General features: G+C 62.3%; 21 protein-coding genes. 8 read left to right on the top strand and 13 right to left on the bottom strand.

The features are described from left to right. The 6 genes from cimA to cysS are packed head-to-tail and all read right to left on the bottom strand — an operon-like array spanning position 1 to position 5,396. A complete protein-coding gene (gene cimA, locus NKH30_RS03575) occupies positions 1-1,623 on the bottom strand; it encodes a citramalate synthase (RefSeq protein ID WP_352979821.1) in 1,623 nt (540 codons plus the stop codon). After that, positions 1,620-2,576 carry a prolyl aminopeptidase gene (pip, locus tag NKH30_RS03570; protein ID WP_352818256.1) on the bottom strand — a complete coding sequence of 319 codons (957 nt, stop codon included), beginning with the start codon at positions 2,574-2,576 and terminating at the stop codon, positions 1,620-1,622. Before pip ends, cimA begins: the two co-directional genes overlap by 4 nt. Continuing rightward, positions 2,573-3,049, bottom strand: a complete 477-nt coding sequence (locus NKH30_RS03565) for a GFA family protein (RefSeq protein ID WP_352448982.1) — start codon at positions 3,047-3,049, stop codon at positions 2,573-2,575. Before NKH30_RS03565 ends, pip begins: the two co-directional genes overlap by 4 nt. Then, positions 3,046-3,537: a GFA family protein gene (locus tag NKH30_RS03560; RefSeq protein WP_023677742.1), complete on the bottom strand. Its 492-nt coding sequence runs from the start codon at positions 3,535-3,537 to the stop codon at positions 3,046-3,048. The genes NKH30_RS03565 and NKH30_RS03560 overlap by 4 nt, the downstream gene beginning before the upstream one ends. A gap of 6 nt (positions 3,538-3,543) precedes the next feature. After that, positions 3,544-3,930 (bottom strand): VOC family protein, encoded by a 387-nt coding sequence (locus tag NKH30_RS03555; protein ID WP_352471065.1) that lies wholly within the window; start codon positions 3,928-3,930, stop codon positions 3,544-3,546. Continuing rightward, positions 3,927-5,396: a cysteine--tRNA ligase gene (gene cysS, locus NKH30_RS03550; RefSeq protein WP_352471064.1), complete on the bottom strand. Its 1,470-nt coding sequence runs from the start codon at positions 5,394-5,396 to the stop codon at positions 3,927-3,929. The genes NKH30_RS03555 and cysS overlap by 4 nt, the downstream gene beginning before the upstream one ends. Positions 5,397-5,809: 413 nt before the next feature. Between cysS and NKH30_RS03545 the strand changes: the two genes are divergently transcribed. Beyond that, on the top strand, positions 5,810-5,959 hold the full coding sequence (locus tag NKH30_RS03545) for a hypothetical protein (protein WP_023677745.1): 150 nt from the start codon (positions 5,810-5,812) through the stop codon (positions 5,957-5,959). Between the two features lie 56 nt (positions 5,960-6,015). Here NKH30_RS03545 and NKH30_RS03540 read toward each other — a convergent pair whose 3' ends face one another. Further along, a complete protein-coding gene (locus NKH30_RS03540; protein WP_352979819.1) occupies positions 6,016-6,777 on the bottom strand; it encodes an SOS response-associated peptidase in 762 nt (253 codons plus the stop codon). Positions 6,778-6,899: 122 nt separating this feature from the next. On the opposite strand from NKH30_RS03540, the gene NKH30_RS03535 reads away from it, so the two are divergent. The 4 genes from NKH30_RS03535 (at position 6,900) to NKH30_RS03520 (ending at position 9,268) form a co-directional block, all read left to right on the top strand. After that, entirely contained in the window at positions 6,900-7,325 is a 426-nt protein-coding gene (locus NKH30_RS03535; protein ID WP_352979817.1) for an NUDIX hydrolase, read from the top strand. A gap of 48 nt (positions 7,326-7,373) precedes the next feature. Beyond that, positions 7,374-7,751 carry a TIGR02301 family protein gene (locus NKH30_RS03530; protein ID WP_352979815.1) on the top strand — a complete coding sequence of 126 codons (378 nt, stop codon included), beginning with the start codon at positions 7,374-7,376 and terminating at the stop codon, positions 7,749-7,751. Between the two features lie 375 nt (positions 7,752-8,126). Continuing rightward, positions 8,127-8,384, top strand: a complete 258-nt coding sequence (locus NKH30_RS03525; protein WP_023677749.1) for a hypothetical protein — start codon at positions 8,127-8,129, stop codon at positions 8,382-8,384. A gap of 80 nt (positions 8,385-8,464) precedes the next feature. Continuing rightward, positions 8,465-9,268, top strand: a complete 804-nt coding sequence (locus NKH30_RS03520; protein ID WP_352979813.1) for a hypothetical protein — start codon at positions 8,465-8,467, stop codon at positions 9,266-9,268. Here the strand turns inward: NKH30_RS03520 and NKH30_RS03515 are convergent. Then, positions 9,265-10,596, bottom strand: coding sequence for a dihydroorotase (locus NKH30_RS03515; protein ID WP_352471060.1), 1,332 nt, complete (start codon positions 10,594-10,596; stop codon positions 9,265-9,267). The two genes, NKH30_RS03520 and NKH30_RS03515, sit on opposite strands and share 4 nt — an antisense overlap. Before the next feature lie 83 nt (positions 10,597-10,679). On the opposite strand from NKH30_RS03515, the gene ygfZ reads away from it, so the two are divergent. The 3 genes from ygfZ (at position 10,680) to NKH30_RS03500 (ending at position 14,375) form a co-directional block, all read left to right on the top strand. After that, a complete protein-coding gene (ygfZ, locus tag NKH30_RS03510) occupies positions 10,680-11,540 on the top strand; it encodes a CAF17-like 4Fe-4S cluster assembly/insertion protein YgfZ (protein ID WP_352471059.1) in 861 nt (286 codons plus the stop codon). Then, positions 11,540-12,172 (top strand): YfbR-like 5'-deoxynucleotidase, encoded by a 633-nt coding sequence (locus NKH30_RS03505; RefSeq protein WP_352471058.1) that lies wholly within the window; start codon positions 11,540-11,542, stop codon positions 12,170-12,172. Before ygfZ ends, NKH30_RS03505 begins: the two co-directional genes overlap by 1 nt. A 64-nt stretch (positions 12,173-12,236) precedes the next feature. Next, a complete protein-coding gene (locus NKH30_RS03500; RefSeq protein ID WP_352471057.1) occupies positions 12,237-14,375 on the top strand; it encodes a putative bifunctional diguanylate cyclase/phosphodiesterase in 2,139 nt (712 codons plus the stop codon). Positions 14,376-14,489: 114 nt separating this feature from the next. On the opposite strand, the gene NKH30_RS03495 is transcribed toward NKH30_RS03500, so the two are convergent. The 5 genes from NKH30_RS03495 to NKH30_RS03475 form a co-directional block, all read right to left on the bottom strand. Next, entirely contained in the window at positions 14,490-14,762 is a 273-nt protein-coding gene (locus tag NKH30_RS03495) for a DUF3303 domain-containing protein (protein ID WP_352994225.1), read from the bottom strand. A gap of 22 nt (positions 14,763-14,784) precedes the next feature. Beyond that, positions 14,785-16,248 (bottom strand): RimK family ATP-grasp domain-containing protein, encoded by a 1,464-nt coding sequence (locus tag NKH30_RS03490; RefSeq protein ID WP_352979810.1) that lies wholly within the window; start codon positions 16,246-16,248, stop codon positions 14,785-14,787. Then, positions 16,245-17,351 carry a peptidase C39 family protein gene (locus NKH30_RS03485; RefSeq protein ID WP_352994222.1) on the bottom strand — a complete coding sequence of 369 codons (1,107 nt, stop codon included), beginning with the start codon at positions 17,349-17,351 and terminating at the stop codon, positions 16,245-16,247. The genes NKH30_RS03490 and NKH30_RS03485 overlap by 4 nt, the downstream gene beginning before the upstream one ends. A 209-nt stretch (positions 17,352-17,560) precedes the next feature. After that, positions 17,561-18,352, bottom strand: coding sequence for an anti-sigma factor family protein (locus NKH30_RS03480; protein WP_352471054.1), 792 nt, complete (start codon positions 18,350-18,352; stop codon positions 17,561-17,563). Continuing rightward, positions 18,349-18,867: a sigma-70 family RNA polymerase sigma factor gene (locus NKH30_RS03475; protein ID WP_023719875.1), complete on the bottom strand. Its 519-nt coding sequence runs from the start codon at positions 18,865-18,867 to the stop codon at positions 18,349-18,351. Before NKH30_RS03475 ends, NKH30_RS03480 begins: the two co-directional genes overlap by 4 nt.

Here is an 18,867-nt window from a genome sequence, read left to right as displayed (position 1 = left end):
TTACTCCGCCGCCGCCAAGCCCGCCATGTCGCGGTTCTTCATCAGCTTATAGACGATCGAATCCATCAGCGCCTGGAAGGAAGCGTCGATGATGTTTTCGGAGACGCCGACCGTCCACCAGCGCGCACCGGTGCCGTCATGCGATTCAATCAGCACGCGGGTGATCGCCTCGGTGCCGCCGTTGAGGATACGCACCTTGAAGTCGGCCAGTTCGAGATCGGCGATCTCGCTCTGGAATTTGCCGAGATCCTTGCGCAGCGCAATGTCGAGCGCGTTGACCGGGCCGTGGCCTTCGGCCACCGACATCTTCTCCTCGCCCTCGACCAGCACTTTCACGATCGCCTCCGAGACCGTCTTCAGCTGGCCGTTGGCGTCGAACCGGCGCTCGACCATGCAGCGGAAAGAAGTGACGCGGAAGAATTCCGGCAGGCCGTGCAGCATCTTGCGCGCCAAAAGCTCAAAGCTGGCGTCGGCACCTTCGTAGGCATAGCCCTCGGCCTCGCGCTCCTTGACCACGGCGATCAGCGCGTCGAGGCGATGGTCGTCCCGGGGCATGTCGATGCCACGCCGTTTCAGCTCAGCCAGGAAATTGGCCTTGCCGCCCTGGTCCGAAACCATGACGCGGCGGCGGTTGCCGACGGTCTCTGGCGGCACATGCTCGTAGGTCGCCGGCTCCTTTGCCAGCGCCGAGGCATGGATGCCGGCCTTGGTAGCAAAAGCGGAGGCGCCGACATAGGGCGCCTGCGCTTCGGGCGCACGGTTCAGCAACTCGTCGAAGGCGCGGGACAGGCGCGATATACCGGTCAACGCCTCTGCCGAAATGCCTGTAGCAAAACGGTGGGAAAAGGCCGGCTTCAACGCCAATGTCGGCACGATCGAAATCAGGTTGGCGTTGCCGCAGCGCTCGCCGATGCCATTCAGCGTGCCCTGGATCTGGCGGACGCCGGCCTCCACGGCGGCAAGCGAATTCGCCACCGCCTGGCCGGTGTCATCATGGGCGTGGATGCCGAGATGGTCGCCCGGTATGCCAGCGGCGATCACCTTTTCGACGATGGCGCGCACCTCGGAGGGCTGCGTGCCGCCATTGGTGTCGCACAGCACCACCCAGCGCGCGCCGGCATCGTAGGCCGTCCTGGCGCAGGCCAGCGCATAATCGGGGTTGGCCTTGAAGCCGTCGAAGAAATGCTCGCAGTCGACCATCGCCTCCTTGCCAGTAGTGAGCGCCGCCTCGACCGAGGCCTTGATCGCCTCGAGGTTCTCCTCATTGGTGCAGCCGAGCGCGACGCGGACATGGTAGTCCCAACTCTTGGCGACGAAACAGATGGCGTCCGACTTCGACTGGACCAGCGCGGCAAGCCCAGGATCGTTCGAGATCGACACTCCTGCCCGTTTGGTCATGCCAAAGGCAACGAACTTGGCATCGGCCGTGCGACGCTCGGCAAAGAAGGCGGTGTCGGTTGGATTGGCGCCGGGGTAGCCACCCTCGACGTAGTCGATGCCGAACTCGTCGAGCAGCTTGGCGATGGCGATCTTGTCCTCGACGGAGAAGTCGATACCCGGCGTCTGCTGACCATCGCGCAGCGTGGTGTCGAACAGATAAAGGCGCTCGCGAGCCATGGTCATTTCCCGGCAAACATGTCCGTTGCGCGGATCAGCCTGTCGAGGATGCCCGGCTCCGAATAGGCGTGGCCGGCGCCTTCGATCAGATGGAAATCCGCTTTCGGCCACGCCTTGTGCAGCGCCCAGGCGTAGCACGCCGGGCACGGCATGTCGTAGCGGCCGTGAACGATGGTACCCGGGATATCCTTAAGCTTCCATGCATCGCGCAGCAGCTGTCCCTCTTCCAGCCAGCCGGCATGGACGAAATAGTGGTTCTCGATGCGGGCGAAAGCCAAGGCATAATCATCCTGGCCGAAGGGACCGCTGGTTTCCGGTTCCGGCAGCAGCGTGATCGTCTCGCCCTCCCACAGGCTCCAGGCGCGGGCGGCCTCGACCTGCGCCACAGGATCGCTGCCGACCAGCCGTTTGCGGTAGGCGGCCATCATGTCGCCGCGCTCGGCCTCCGGGATCGGCGCCAGAAACCGCTCCCACTTGTCGGGGAACATCTCCGACACGCCGAACTGGTAGTACCATTCGAGTTCGGCGCGGGTCAGCGTGTAGATGCCGCGCACGACCAGTTCGCTGACCCGCTCGGGGTGGGTCTCGGCAAAGGCCAGCGCCAGCGTCGAACCCCACGAACCGCCGAACACCAGCCATTTGTCGAAGCCGCACATTTTTCGCAGGCGCTCGATGTCGGCGACCAGGTGCCAGGTGGTGTTGGCTTCAAGCGAGGCATTAGGCGTCGATTTTCCGCAGCCGCGCTGGTCGAACAGGATGACATCGTACAGCTTCGGATCGAACAGCCGCCGGTGCTTTGGCGAAATGGTGCCGCCCGGCCCGCCATGCAGGAAGACAGCCGGCTTGGCCCCTCTGGTGCCGGAGCGCTCCCAATAGACCTGATGGCCATCGCCAACGTCGAGCATGCCGGACTCTAAAGCCTCGATCTCGGGATAGAGGGTACGGAATTCGCTGCTCATAATTTCAGGCCCTGCTGCGGCCAGTTGGCCGTCTCGTGATCGGGATGCTGGAAGGAGATGATGGATTCCTGTCGCGCGTAGAAATCCGGGTCGTCATGGATCGGCGCGTCGAAGATCGTCTCGACCCAAGGCAGCCTGGCGGCGTAGTTAACCTGGATCTGCGGCGCCAGATCGGAACGGTCGTCGAAGGCGCCGATGGCGATCTCCAGCGCGCCGGGCTGGCGGTAGGTCAGCGGTGTGCCGCAGCGGGCGCAGAAGCCGCGATCGATGTTGACCGACGACTGAAAGTAACTCGGCTCCTCGCGCACCCATTCGACGCCGTCGCTCGGCACTGTCACCAGCGCGCCGAAAAACGACCCGAACTGTTTCTGGCACATGCGGCAATGACAAATGGACGGGCGGCCGAGCGCCCCGTGGATGCGAAAGCGCACGGCGCCGCACTGGCAGCCGCCGGTACGAACGGTTTCGGTCATGATTTTTCCTCCGGCGGCCATTGTTCGGTGTCGTGGTCGGGATGTTGGTAGGAGACGAGATCGGCGAGATAGGAGGCCGACGAGACGTCGGCCATCGTTTCCTCACCTGGCAATTCGTGGACGTGATCCACGTACGGGAGCTTGGCTTCGACACCCCATTGGATGGTCGGCGCAATCTCCTCGGGGTGGTCGAATGTGGCGATGGCGAGGGCCACCCCGTCGGGCGCTTCGAAGGTCAGCGGCGTGCCGCATTCGGCACAGAAACCGCGCAAAGCCGCGTTGGACGAGCGGAAGCGTTTGGGCTCACCGCGCGTCCAGTCCAGCCTTGCGCCGCGCACCGAGACCAGCGGCAGGTAGAAATTGCCGCTCGCCTTCTGGCACATGCGGCAATGGCATACGGAAGCATCGCCGAGAGCTCCTTCGACGCGGAAGCGCACCGCGCCGCACTGGCAGCCGCCTGTATAGACTGGTCTGTTGTCGAGGCTCATCGCGCACTACTCCGGGGCATGGCAAACCGCCTCGACATTGTTGCCGTCGGGATCGAAAACAAAAGCGCCATAATAGTTCGGATGGTAGTGCGGGCGCAGGCCCGGCCGGCCATTGTCCTTGCCGCCGGCGGCAATCGCCGCGGCGTGAAAGGCATCGACCTCGGCGCGGCTGCGAGCCGTGAACGCGACATGCTGATGATCCTTCGGCTTGTCCTTGCCGGCATGCAGCCAAAACACCGGCCGGTCGCGGCCGTAGCCGCCGACCTTGGCGCCGCCGGTATATTCCTGCGGCACCATGTAGAGCAGCGCGGCGCCGAGCGGCGCCATCGCCTTGTCGTAAAAAGCCTTCGACGCGTCGAAATCCGAAACGGTGATGCCGAGATGATCGATCATCTTTTTACCTCCCAGGTGGTGATGCGTTCGCCGGTGACGGGGTCCTTGCCGTCCTTCAACTGGATGCCTTGCGTCAGCAACTCGTCGCGGATGCGGTCGGCCTCGGCCCAGTTCTTTGCGGCGATCAGCGCGAGGCGTTTGGCGATCGCCTTGGCAATGGCGTCTTCATCCACCTTGGCTGTTGCGATGTCGAAGCCGAGGAACAGAAGCGATGCCTTCAGTGAAGCGGCAGCATCGTTGTCTTCGGCGGCTGCGTTGCCGCTACCTGCGTTGAAATCAACAGCATCACCAGCCAACTGCGTCAGCAACTGGAATGCGGCGTAGGTGGCAAGGTCATCCGACAGCGCTTCGATCACATCCGCCGGCACCGGCTTTGCCGTCGGCGGCGCCAGATCGGCCGCCCGCTTCCATTTGCGCAGCGTATTCTCCGCCTCTTCCAGCTTGCGCACGGAGAAGTCGATCGGCTCGCGATAGTGCGTCATCAGCATCGCCAGCCTGAGCACCTCGCCCGGCCATTTGCGGCCGCCAAAGGTATCCGTCTCCAGCAATTCGGTGATCGAATAGAAATTGCCCAGGCTCTTGGACATCTTCTGGCCCTCGACCTGCAGGAAACCGTTGTGCATCCAAACCTTGGCCATCGTTTCGGTGCCGTGGGCGCAACGCGATTGCGCGATCTCGTTCTCGTGGTGCGGAAAGATCAGGTCGAGACCACCGCCATGGATATCGAACACCTCGCCGAGATAGGCGGCCGACATCGCCGAGCACTCGATGTGCCAGCCCGGCCGACCCCTGCCCCACGGGCTGTCCCAGCCCGGCTCCTCGGGCGAAGACAATTTCCACAGCACGAAATCCTGCGGGTTCTTCTTGTGCTCATCGACGGCGACGCGGGCGCCGGCCTGCTGCTCATCGAGATTGCGCTTCGACAACTGCCCATAATCCGGCATGGAAGCGGTGTCGAACAAGACTTCTCCAGCCGCGACATAGGCATGGCCGCGTTCGATCAAGCGTTGAATCAAGAAGATCATGTCGACCTTGCCGTCGGGCCTGGGCTCGACGAACTCGGTGGCGCGCGGCTCGACCGTCGGTTCCAGGCAACCGAGCGCCGCGACGTCCTTGTGGAACTGACCGGCGGTCTTTTCGGTGACCCGCCTGATCGCTTCGTTCAGCGACAGCTTGCCCGATGCAATTTCGCCGCCGAAATCGCGCAGCGCGCGAGCGTTGATCTTGTCGTCGACGTCCGTAATGTTGCGGACGTAAGTGACGTGCGCTTGCCCGTAGAGATGGCGCAGCAAGCGGAACAGCACGTCGAAGACGATCACCGGCCGCGCATTGCCGATATGGGCGAAGTCATAGACCGTCGGGCCGCAGACATACATGCGCACGTTGCGCGGATCGATCGGGAAGAAATCCTCCTTGCTCCGCGTTAGCGTGTTGTAGAGGCGCAGGCTCTTCGATGCGTCAGACATACGTGCGTTCCCGGTGCGTTACTTTGGCATGACCTTTTGGGATCGTGCTCTGGATGGAGTCGGTTACGCCGAGGCGCAAATCGGCTCCAGCCTGCTGGCCGGGGCGTTTGTCCAATCTGGGAGGAGATGAGGCGAAAACGTCCAGGACCAGCGCGAGGCTAGCCAATAATGCAAATGCCACAAATGGCGAAAGACGTTCTCATGGCCGGCTTTATCGCCTTGCCCGGTGTTGCCGTCAAGTCGCTACCTTCGCCAAAAATATCGTTGGCTCACAGGAATTGAGCCACTGAAACATTTTATTAAACAGGTCGGCACTGTGATGAAACATTCGCCGGCTAGATCAGCAAGCGTCACGATTTGGTCGGATTCGGCCAGCAAACGCAGACAAGAAGACGTTACCAGGGAAGAGAACAATGCCTAAGCAAGAATCCAACCGCGCCAAGCAACCGGCGCTCGCCAGCCATTACCGGGCGATCGGCCCGGCAGCAATCGTCGCAGCTCTTCTGCACACCGCGAAGAAGAAGAAGCCGGCGCAAAAAATCGTTTCGCCGCGCGCTGCCTGAGAATGCCGTCGGGAAAGATTGAGGCGCTCACGGCGAACCAGTAATAGTAGCTTTTGCTAAAATAAACTCATCTGACTGTCGTTCGCGCCGGACTTCCGGCGCTTGACCTTGTCGGGCTCAAGCTCGACGACGCCCTTCTCCTGAATCTCCGGCCCGGTATTGGCGACCTTGTTGACGAGGTCGGAAATCGGGATCGCTTCGAAGAAATCGAGCTGGGCGGGTCTCAGCAGATCGGCCACGTCGCGCGGCTCGAGCGTGCGGCAATCCAGCCAGCGCGCGAAATCTTCGGGATGGATCACCACCGGCATGCGGTCGTGGATATGGGCAGTGCCGGCATTGGCGTGGGCGGTCAGAATGGCGCCGGTGTCCATTTCCGAGCCGCCCGGCTCGGCATAGGTCTCAATCAGCCCGGCGAAGGCGACAAGCCCGCCACCCCTTGGCCGCACCCAATAGGGCTGCCCTCTTCTGCCACCGGTTTGGTGCCATTCGTAGAATCCCGAAGCCGGTACCAGGGCGCGCCGATGGCGCATGGCAGCGCGAAACGACGCCTTTTCCGAAGCCCCCTCAGAACGCGCGTTGAACAGCAGCGGGAAGTTACGCGTATCCTTGACCCAGGCCGGGATCAGGCCCCAGCGCACCAGCATCGAGCGGCGGTCGGGCAGGTTCGAGCCCGGCGCCTGTGGCAATCCGGCGAACGCCATCAGCACCGGCTGCATCGGCGCGATGTTGTAGCGGGCCGGAAACTCCTCAAGTTCCGCTAGGCTGAGAAAGGCGGCGGTCTGGTCCGGAGTGGCCGTCAAAGCAAAGCGTCCGCACATGAATTCAGCTCTCGAATTGGTGGCATGTGAAAGTGGCCATGGAACCCGCCTTTCGCAACCGCTAAAGCTGTTCGCCGACGGCCGGTCCACAACGGGCTATGCCAATCGAGCGATCCGAAGCCATGGAAGCACGCAAGATCATTCCGGCAGTCTCGGTCTGCGTCGTGCGCGAGAACACGGTGCTGCTGGTCAAGCGGGCCAGGCCGCCCTCGCAAGGCCTCCTTGCCTTTCCCGGCGGCAAGGTCGAAGCCGGCGAGACGCTGGAACAGGCAGCACGGCGCGAATTGCTGGAAGAGACCGGATTGCAGGCGCGCAGCTACCGGCCGCTGCGGGAAATCCACATCGACGGCAGCGGCGACGGGCATCCGGTCGACTACTGGCTGACGGTGTTTGGGGCCGAGTATGCTGGCGGCGAGGCGGTGGCCAGCGACGATGCCGAGACCGCGGCTTTCTATACGCTGGCCGAAATGACAGCGATGCCGCTCGCCGATGCAGTGTTTGAAATTGCCGACGATCTACTCGGTCCCGACAAAGACGGCGAGATCTGAGCCAAAGAATCGCCTTGCAGGCGACAAATTGTTTCAGCACAAGGACCCATGAGCCGCACGTCTTCGTTTCTCGCCGCATGCCTCGCCGTCAGTGTGGTTGTCGGTGCGCGCCCGGCGATTACCGCCGAAGCACCGTTCGAGCCCGGGCTGATGCGGCTGGCGGAAGTGCTCGGCTCGCTGCATTTCCTGCGTAATCTGTGTGGCGAGAAGGGCGATCGGTGGCGAGCCGAGATGGAAAAACTGATCGCATCGGAAAATCCGAACCCGGAGCGGCGCGCCCGCTTCATCGCCAGCTTCAACCGCGGCTACCGGTCGTTCGGCGGTACTTATACGCAATGCACCGCCTCGGCGACGGAAGCCATCAGCCGCTACATGAAGGAAGGCGAGACGCTGTCTCGCGACATCGCCTCGCGCTACGGAAACTGACGGCGGCAGCCGCTTTGCGGAAAAGCCGCCGCATCAAGGGTCGGCGCCGTTGCGGCGGACGCGCTCGACGCTTCTCCGCTTGCCTCGAGTGAGGTCTTGATGCAAACCTGATGTTGCACTTTTGCAACTATGTTAACGAAACGTTAGCGCGCAGATGTGAAATTAACTCAAACTGAAGGTTTCCGTCCCCTTGGCCTGCCTAATCGGCTAAGTTTGAAACGGATCGGACGCAGGTTTGCTGGACGCGACGGAATTTGTAGACGACGACCAAAAAAATGTCGCATTTACAAATACTTACTGCGCCTGCGTGTAAAAGGGACAACTCAAGCTTGATCCCTGTCCAACGGATCACCGCTTGAAAGGGTGGACATCGCAATGGAACATGGCGTCAACGACATCGACGCGCTGGTCAGGGAAGAAAAGCGCCTGACCGCCGTGGAAAGCCACAGCGAAGCCTGGGCAGAAGGATTGTCGGCCGGGATCGAGCCGGAAATCATCGCCGAGGCAGCCCTCGAAACGGCATTCGGCGAAATGCTGCGCACCAATGGCGAGACCTCGGCGCTTGCCCTGCTCGATCGTATGCGTGAAAAGGTGATTGCCGGGGCCTTCGAGCCCGAAAGACTGCGTCACTGACCCCCGTTCTTTGACGACGGCGCGCCGCCGGACATCGTGTCCGGGCACATGGATGGGCTGGAACCAGGGAGTAGCAGGCGGTGAATTTTTCGATATCAGGCAAGCCGCGCGGCCTGGTCCTCAGCATTTGGTTCACCACTTCCTGCGCCATGATTCCTTCTGCACTGTTTCTTGCGAGCAGTCCCTCTCAAGCCCTCAGCGAGATCAAGCGCGAAGACCTTCCCTCACCGGTCACGCCGCCGCCCGACGCTGACATGTCGCCGCCCGGAAGTACCGTGCCGATGCCCGGCCCGCTCGGCACGACGCCACCACCGGCCAGCCAGCCGACGCCATCCGACGAGCCGGAACAAACCGAACCGAAAGGGCCGGCCAACGATGGCGGCATGGCCAATCCGCATGTCGATCCGGACGCGCCCGTGCCCGAAGTCGTCTACGACCTGGCCAAGTTGCCGGAACCGGTCAGGCGCATGCACGATCTGATAGTCGAGGCCTGCAAAAGCGGCGACATCGAAAAACTTCGACCGCTGATCGGCAAGGGCGACATGATGACCCAGTTGTCGCTGGGTGACATCGAGGGCGACCCGATCGCCTTCCTGAAGGGCCTTTCGGGCGATACGGAAGGCCAGGAGATTCTCGCCATCCTGGAAGAAGTGCTCAGTGCCGGTTTTGTCCATGTCGATGCCGGCACGCCGCAGGATCTCTATGTCTGGCCCTATTTCTTCGCCCTGCCACTGGACAAGCTCGACGCCAGACAACGGGTCGAGCTGTTCAAGATCGTCACCGCCAGCGACTATGACGACATGAAGCAGTTCGGTGCCTACATTTTCTACCGCGTCGGCATCACGCCGACCGGACAATGGACGTTCTTCGTCGCCGGCGACTAGCGCGCCAGCGCCTCGGAAAATTCCACCGCCCTGCCCTGGCTTGGCGTGACGATCTCGCCTTCCCACATCACGCGCCGGCCGCGCACGATGGTGCCGACGGGCCAGCCGGTCACCTGCCTACCGTCATAAGGCGTCCAGCCGGCCTTGGAGCCTTGCTGGGCGTTGGCGATGGTGTCGCGGCGCTTCAGATCGACGATGGTCAGATCGGCATCGTAGCCGGCGGCAATACGGCCTTTCCTGGCGATGCCGAAAATACGCTGCGGGCCGTGGCTGGTCAGGTCGACAAAGCGCTGCAACGTCAGCCGGCCGGCGTTGACATGATCCAACATGATCGGCACCAACGTCTGCACCCCGGTCATGCCGGACGGCGACGCCGGATAAGGCTTTGCCTTCTCGGCCAGCGTGTGCGGCGCATGGTCGGAGCCGAGCACATCAACGATGCCTTGCGCAACGCCGTACCAGACCCCGTCGCGATGGCGCGTGGCGCGCACCGGCGGGTTCATCTGGATCAGGGTGCCCAACTGCGCATAATCATCGGCGCTCAGCGTCAGATGATGCGGCGTCGCCTCGCAGGTCGCGACATCCTTGTGCTGTTCGAGGAAGCCTATCTCCTCGGCGGTCGAGATGTGCAGCACATGGATCCGGGCGCGGACCTGGCGCGCGATTCGCACAAGGCGCTCCGTGCAGCGCAACGCAGCGATCTCGTCGCGCCACACCGGATGTGAGGACGGATCGCCCGCGATGCGCTCGCCAAGCCGCTCGCGCAGCCGGAACTCGTCCTCGGAGTGAAAGGCGGCGCGGCGGCGTGTGTTCCTCAGGATCGAGGCAACGCCTTCGTCGTCCTCGACCAGCAGGTCGCCGGTGGACGAGCCCATGAAAACTTTTATGCCGGCCGCACCAGGCAGCCGCTCGAGATCGCCAGCGTCTTTTGCATTGTCGCGGGTCCCGCCAACCCAGAAGGCAAAGTCGCAATGCATGCGGCCGGTGGCACGCCGCACCTTGTCGGCAAGGGTTGTCTCACTGGTGGTCAGCGGATTGGTGTTTGGCATCTCGAAGACGGCGGTGACGCCGCCGAGCACCGCTGCCCGCGAGCCCGTCTCCAGATCTTCCTTGTGCTCCAGGCCCGGCTCGCGGAAATGCACCTGGCTGTCGACGACGCCCGGCAGGATGTGCAGCCCACGGCAGTCGATCGTCTCACCGGCCGACGCCTGGCGGAGGTCGCCGATGGCAGCGATGCGCCCACCATTGATACCGACGTCGCGAAAACCCTGGCCGTCGTGATTGACCACGGTGCCGCCTGTCAGGATGAGATCGTAGATGGGGGCCATACGGATCCGGTCTCTTGCGGGGGAAGTGCCAGCGGCTTACGTAATGGCCGATAGTTTTGCAAGATCAGGCTCGTTTTCCCACCATGCCCTTTGCCCCGCTCAGAGATCGCGCACTCGTTTCCGTGTCCGGGCCGGATGCCGAGCACTTTTTACAGAACATCCTGACCACCGACCTCGACGTGCTCGGCAGCAGCGAAGCAAAGCCCGGCGCGCTGCTAACGCCGCAAGGCAAGATCCTTTTCGACTTCCTGATCTCGCGCGCCGGCGAAAATGCTTTCCGACTTGAATGCCGTACCGAGACCGCCGATGATTTCATGCGCCGGCTGACGCTCTACAAATTGCGCGCCAAAGTCGAAATTGCCAAGCTGGATCAGCCGGTTGTGGCCGTCGCATGGGGAAGCGATTCAACCACTTCGCAATTTGAATCAGCACCGTTTGCTGATGCGCGGTTTGTCGATACTGCCGTCAAGCGCTTCTACGATGACACCGCAGATGGCGGCGACCTTGCCGCATGGCAAGCCTTTCGCATCGCCCATGGCATTGCCGAAAGCGGTGCGGACTACCAGCTCGGCGACGCTTTTCCGCATGACGTGTTGCTCGACGAGATCGGCGGTGTCGGCTTCAAGAAAGGCTGCTACGTCGGCCAGGAGGTCGTCTCGCGCATGCAGCATCGCGGCACTGCTAGGCGTCGGGTGTTGATTGTCTCGGCCGAACGCACCCTGCCCACTTCGCGCGCAGAGTTGACTGTGGAGGGGCGACCGGTCGGCACGCTTGGCTCGACCGCGGCCAGGACAGGCCTTGCCATTGCCCGCATCGACCGGGTCAAGGCAGCGCTCGACGCCGGCCTGCCGATCCTGGCGGAGGACGTCGCCGTGTCGCTCGCTATCCCGTCCTGGGCGAAATTCAGCTTTCCCCGGGAAGCCATTGGCGCGGAGGACGCCTGATGGCTGCCGATCGCGCCGGGGCGCCGCCGCGCGCCTGGCAGCGCATGCTGTCCGGCCGACGGCTCGATCTGCTCGATCCCTCGCCGCTCGACATCGAGATCTCCGATATTGCCCATGGCCTTGCCCGCGTCGCACGCTGGAACGGCCAGACCAGAGGCGAGCACGCCTTTTCTGTCGCCCAGCATTCGCTGCTGGTCGAAACGCTTGTCGGCGAGCTGATGCCGGATGCCGACGCCGACGCGCGGTTGGCGGCGCTGCTGCACGACGCGCCGGAATATGTCATCGGCGACATGATCTCGCCGTTCAAATCCGTGATGGGCGGCAGCTACAGGGATTGCGAGATCAGGCTGCAGCGCGCCATCCATCTGCGCTTTTCACTGCCGGCCGAACTCGACGCGGGACTGCGCAAGGAGATCAAGCGAGCGGATCAGATCGCCGCTTATTTCGAAGCAACGCTGCTTGCGGGTTTTTCGACGGCAGAGGCGACGGAGTTCTTCGGCCGGCCGCGCAGCTTCAATGCCGAGCGCTTCGACGTCACGCCGCGCTCGGTGACTTGGGCGCAGAATGCCTTTCTCAAACGCTTTGCGGCGATCGAAAAGTCGCGACGCCAGACTGCCGTTCCAGCCGGCTGAAAACGGTAAATTAACCGGCAGGGACAACAGTGCCATGGTTAACCATGGTCCATAGGCTTGCCTCATGCCCGTTGCCGGTATCAAGGCTGGTTCGTCCGTCCGCCGACAGAGGGCCAAAGGCGTTGCTCAGCCGCAACCTATTGAAGACGAACTGCGCGAACAGAACGAGCGTTTTTCGGCAGCGGTCGAGAACATGTCGCATGGCCTGTGCATGTTCGATGCCGATGAACGGATGATCATCTGCAACGGGAACTACATCAGTATCTTTCGCCTCGACGCCGAAGTGGTGCGGCCCGGCATCCGGTTTTTCGACATCCTCCAGCACAGCGTGGATATCGGCATCGCCTCGCAAAGCGCTGAGCAACTCTATGCTATCCGCAAGCCCTATATCGACCAGGCAAAACCTTCCACCTATGAGGAAACGCTTGCAGACGGGCGTATCGTCAACATTTCGCACCGGCCGCTGGCGTCAGGCGGTTGGGTATCGATCTACGAGGACATCACCGAGCAACGGCGCGCCGAGCAGGAGTTGAAGGAGCAGCACCGCCGTTTCGACGCGGCACTTGCCAACATGTCGCAAGGCCTTTTGATGTACGATGCGGATGGCAAGCTGATCGTGCGCAACGAACGTTTCCTGGAACTTTATCATGTCAGGCCGGCCGACTTCCCGCTTGGTATGAGCCACCGTGATGCGTTCAAGCGGCTGCTGGAACTGGGCATTTATACAAAGCTCGACCCCGACAGCGAAATCTCGCAAATCGAAGCCTGCCTGCGGGCGGGGAAAACACACGTAACGCATCGCCATCTCGCTGACGGCAGGACGCTGCTGGTTGCGCGCCGGCCAATGAGCGGCGGCGGCTGGGTCGCGACGTTCGACGACGTCACCGAGCGCAGGCGCGTGGAAGAGCGCATGACCCATCTTGCGCACCACGACACACTGACCAACCTGCCCAATCGCTCGATGCTTCGCGAACGGCTCGACCAAGCCCTGAGTGAGACGAGAGACGGATCGCTGGCGATATTCTCGCTCGACCTCGATCACTTCAAGGCGGTCAACGATAGCTGGGGCCACCCCGCCGGCGACTGGCTGCTGAAATGCGTGGCCGAACGGCTGCAACGGTGCCTGCGCAATGAAACGGACGTTGTCGCCCGCTTCGGCGGCGACGAATTCGTCATCATCCAGTTCAATCTCAAAAGCCCGGGCGACGCGGAAAAGCTGGCCAAACGCATCGTCGAGATCATCGGAAAGCCGTTTCGCGACAAAAGACACGACATGCGTGTCGGCATCAGTCTCGGCATTGCGCTGTTTCCGAATGACGGCAAGGACGCCGACACTTTGCTGAAAAATGCCGATATGGCGCTCTATCGGGCAAAGAGCGAAGGGCGCAACCTGTACCGCTTCTTCGAACCAGCCATGGACGCGATGGTGCGGGCACGCCGGGCGCTCGAAATCGATCTCAGGGCAGCGCTGTCGCGCCGGGAATTCGAGCTGGATTTCCAGCCGATCATGAACATCGCCTCCGGCGAAATCGTCGGTGCCGAAGCCTTGATGCGCTGGCGTTCGCCGGTGCGCGGCCTGGTACGGCCGGACGACTTCATTCCGGCCGCCGAGGAGACCGGGCTGATCGTGCCGCTTGGAGAATGGGCGCTGCGAAAAGCCTGCACGACCGCGGCAGGCTGGGCGGCTTGGCGCATCGCCGTCAATGTCTCCGCCGTACAGATCAAAAGCGGTACCTTTGCCCGCAGCGTTATCTCGGCCCTGGCGTTCTCGGGCGTGCCGGCCAACCGGCTTGAACTGGAAATCACCGAAACGGTGCTGATGGACGAGAGCGATCTGGTGCTCAAGACACTCAGGCAGCTACGCGATCTGGGCGTCCGCATCGCGCTGGATGATTTCGGCACCGGCTATTCGTCGCTGGGCTACCTCAGGCGCTTTCCCGTCGACAAGATCAAGATCGATCGCTCTTTCACCCGTGACATCGACAGTCGCGATACCGCGGCGATCGTGCGCACCATCATCGGGCTTGGCGCACAGCTGGGCATCACCGTCACCGCCGAAGGTGTCGAGACCGAAGCGCAGCTTGAATTCCTGCAAAAGGAGGGTTGTGTTGAGGCCCAAGGCTATTTGATCGGGGTGCCGTCAAAGGCGTCGGACATTAATCGGCTGCTGAAGTCGAGCGCGACGATCCGGCAGTCCGGCTAAGTGCGACAGTCTCGCGGAAGCGCGGGCAACCGGCTCCTTGAGATGACGCTCGATCCGTTCCTTGATAGGAGAAGGCGGCATTCAGGTGTGGCGAACCAGGAGGTTCCCAACGGGTCAGAGATGTCCGCTCAATGCCTCCACCATAGCCTTGTTCGTCGCCACGGGAACGATCTCGAATTCGACCAGATCCGCCCATTCGATGACCCACCGCTGCAGGAGCGTGACGTCATCGGCCTCCACCAGCAGGAAGCAGCGGCTCATATCCGCTGCGATCCAGCTGTGGTGCACGAGAAGCGCGTCCGGCTTCAGGCGGCCCTGGTCGCGGAAACGGCGGTAGATCTCCTTGCGGTCGCAGCCGCGAAAATCCTCGGTTACGAAGAACAGCATCTTTTTCCCCTCAGTTCGGATATTATCGCCCCGGCCGGTCCAGCCGCTCCAGGAACCACTGCGTCAGCCGCACCCAGACCTCGTCTTTTTCGCCGGAGTCTTCCCAGCCGTGGTCGAGGTTGGGGTTGTCGTTGACCTCGATGACGAAGACGCCGTCCCTGGTTTCCTTGAGGTCGACGCCGTAGAGGCCGTCGCCAATGCAGCGCGCCGCGCTCACCGCCGTCTCGACGACATGGGCCGGTGCTTCCTTCAGGGTGAACGTCTTGATGCCGCCCTGGTCGGGCTTGCCGTTGGCCTTATGATTGACGATCTGCCAATGTTTCTTGGCCATCAGATAATGGACGGCGAACAAGGGCTGGCCGCCGAGGACACCGACGCGCCAGTCATATTCCGTCGGAATGAATTTTTGCGCGATCAGGAGGTCGGAATCCTCCAGCCATTCGGTTGCGAGCGTCTTCAACTCTTCAAAGGTGCCGCATTTCTTGACGCCGCGCGAAAACGAGGAGTCCGGGATCTTCAGTACCAGCGGGAAGCCCAGCGTCTGTGCCGCAACTTCCAGGTCCGAAGGGCCGGCTATCATCACCGTCGGCGGCACCGGTACCTTGTTGTAGGTCATCAGCTCGTTGAGATAGACCTTGTTGGTGCAGCGGATCATCGACAGCGGATCGTCGATGACCGGCATGCCTTCCTGCTGGGCGCGGCGGGCAAAGCGGTAGGTATGATTGGAGATCGAGGTGGTCTCGCGGATGAACAGCGCATCGTAGTTGGCGAGCTTGGCCAGATCCCGCTTGGTGATCGGCTCGATTTCGACGCCCATCTTTTCAGCGATCTTGGCCCAGTGGCGCAGCGACGAAATCTCCGACGGCGGCAGTTCCTCATGCGGATCGACCAGCGTGGCGAAAGTGTAGCGCGCCGGCGTGCGGCCCTTGGTGTCGCGCCACTCGCGGTTGGTGTAGGTCTCCAGGCACTGGAGAAAGTGCGTTTCCTCGTCCTCGGTCATCCTGGCCAGGGGATGGAAGCCGATCTTGCGGATCGAGGCCCATTCGGCGCTGTCCCTGATGTGGACCTCGAGTGCCGGGGCACGGAACCAGTCGAACAGAAGTTTTGCGAAGCGGTCCCAGATCCTGGACGGTCCGATGCCGAAGAAGATGCAGACCTTCTGCGGGAAAGCGCCGCCCAGATCCTTGCGGCACTTGTTGAGTGCGAGTTCGAGTTCCGGCAACGCGTGCTCATAGAGCTTGCGTTCTGACAGGTCGATCATCGTTTCGACCGTCGGGATGACCTTATGGCCACGCGAACCCGCGAGCAGCGAGGCGTAGTAGCCGCGGCTCTGATAGCCGTAATTGTTCGACAGGTTGATTACCTTCGGCCGCTGACCGCGAAAGAGTGCCGGATGGGCAAGGTAGTCGCGATTGGTGATGATCTTGTGCGGCGTCGCCACTTGGTCGAGATCGTTCTGCCGGCCGGTAAGGATGACCCAGGTCATTGGCTGTCGCGCTTTCCGAGAGTGATGGCGGCGCGCAATCCGTCGCGGCCGAATTGCGCCATGTTCATGAAGATGCCGTAAGGCACGGGAATGTTGGCAGCATCGAGGATCGTCTCCTGCCGCTCGTCCTCGACCCAAGGGTCGTGGATCAGGATATGATCGCCGTCGTCACCGATGGCCAAGACCCAGTGCGGAACCTTCTTGCCGAACATCAGGAAGCCGCTGATCAGGACCAGTACCAGTTTTCCCTCTGCGATCGCGGTGCGAATGTCGTCAAGCCCGAATGAACGGTAATTCACCGGGATGCCGTAAAGTTCCGCGCGGCGGCGAAAGTCGACCTGCGCCAGCTCCATCACCCGGCGCTTGTCCTCGCTGCGCACCGACTGCAGGAACAGCGCGCCGTAGAAGGAGACATAGATCTCAGCAGCAAGCCCGCTCTCATAGCCGGCGACGGCCAGCCCGAACGGTTCGCAGCCGCCCGGCCCCGACATCATGAAAACGGTCGTCGCCTCACGCCACAGCCTGATTTCCATAACCGGATCCGGCACGAATCCGGGGTCGAAGTTAGCCATCGCCATCATCAGGCAGCATGGTCCGCAGGTGAATTCGCAAGTCTGCTGATAAAACGGCACTTCGGTGGCGACCGGAATGTCGCCGCGCAAGGTCTTTTCATAGCGCAGCGCAGTGGCGCCATCCTCGTAGTAGCCCGGTTCACGACCGATCTTGCGGTAGCCGCTCTGCTCGTAGATCTGGATGGCGCGCGGGTTGTCCTCGCGGACTTCCAAACGAAGCATCATGCGGCCATGCTCGAAAGCGGCGGCTTCAGCCTGTTCCAGCAGCAGGCGGCCAACGCCGCGGCCGCCGAAAAATGGACCGACGGCGATCGAATAAAGCCGCGCGTCGCCGCTGCCCTTGCGAAACAGCACGACCGCATAGCCGGCGACGTGGCCATCGTTCTCGCCAACCAGCAGTTCGGCGGTGTCGCGTTCGATCAGTTGGCGAAAAGAGCGGCGAGAAATGCGGTCGCTCGAGAAAACAGCTTTTTCGATGGCGGCGAGGTCATCGACGTCGGACGCGCGGGCCTTGCGAATCTCGGCAGGCATGCGGGCTCAGAAAACCTCGATTGGGTTGTGGAAACTGCCCTAGTCTAAACATCGGTCACACCAGCCGAAGTGCCAGCATTCAGCAAGCGCTATCGCACCTCGATTAGGGCCGAATTGTGACAGTTTTCAAGGCAGGCAGGTCGCGCAAAGGCTTTGAAACGACCTTCGTGTTTCGGCATCGGCGCGGCTCCGGAAAAACGAGATCCTGCTCAGCTTTTCAAGCCCGCCAGAAGCTGGCCATAGGCGCTCTTGGCCACTGCGGCCAGCTGCTCGCGCGGCAGCGATCCGACGACGGCGCAGCCATAACCCTTGTCCAGCCAGTAGACGGCCTCAGGACCATCTTCTTCCCCATAAGTGCCCTTGGCCTTGGCTGCCGATTCGGCGATGACGAAGAGCGAAATGCGCTCGCCCTTGTCGTCCTCGTAAAGCAGCATCGCGGCCTTGCCCTGGCCGGCAGGCAGCAGCCGGCCACCGACCAGTTGGAAACCTTGCGCCGCCAGATCCGGTGCGACGAGCTTCAAACCCACCTGGTTCGACAACCAGCTCTGCAAATGATCCTTGTCGCTTGCCGGCACTTCCACCGCATGCCGCTTTTCGGCGGCATAGATGACATGGGCGGCGATCGCCTCTTCGGCAAGCTGGTCTTCGGCCGTGTTTTCCAGGCCGAGGCGGCCGATGCCGGCAAGGTAGCCGCCAGCGCCGCCAATCACCAGGATGGCGGCAGCGGCGGCCGCAAGCCACCAACGCGAGCGCGATGGCGACACTCTGACCACCGGCGCCTCGCCAAGCACCACCTTGGTCAGCCGCACCGGGACGGGCTCGTCCAGCACGCCGTTAAAGGCTGCGCGCAACGCTGCCCGGTCGGCGGCGTAGCGTGCGCTCCTGGCCTTCATCTCGGCATTGGCCTCGAGCCATGCCTCATAGGCCGTCCGCTCATCGCCCGGCAACTCGCCATCGAGAGCCATGTGGATGTCGCGTTCGGAGAAATCGCGTCGGCTCATTTCTCGACGATCCTTATCGACCGGCGGCGCGCGGTATCATCAAGCAGCGCGCGCAGTTCCTCGCGCCCGCGCGCGATGCGCGACATCAAGGTGCCGGCGGGAACCCCAAGGATGTTGGCGGCTTCAGCGTAGGAAAACCCTTCGATGGCGACCATCACAAGTGCCGCGCGCCGGTCAGGGCTGATCGCCTGCAGCGCGTCGACGATCTCGCGCGAGGCGATGCTCTCGACCTGCTCGGCGGGTGCTGCCTGCGCCTCGCTCGCCTCGAGCGGCAGCATCGCTGCCTCGCCGCGCCGGTTCACCTTGCGCATCTGGTCGATGAACAAATGATGCATGATCGTAAACAGCCACCTCCTGGGGCTTTCTCCTGTCTGCCAATTGTCGAGCCGCACAAGTGCCCGCTCGAGACAATCCTGGACGAGATCGTCAGCGGAATCGCGGTCGCGCAACAGGGAGCGTGCATAGCGGCGCAGACGCGGTATTTCACCAAGGATTGCTGCCTTCTTTTCGTCCAT

This window comes from Mesorhizobium sp. M1273, assembly GCF_040318195.1.
Lineage (GTDB): Bacteria > Pseudomonadota > Alphaproteobacteria > Rhizobiales > Rhizobiaceae > Mesorhizobium.
The sequence above is the reverse complement of the archived record's forward strand: the minus strand, read 5'-3'. Positions and strand labels throughout refer to the sequence as shown.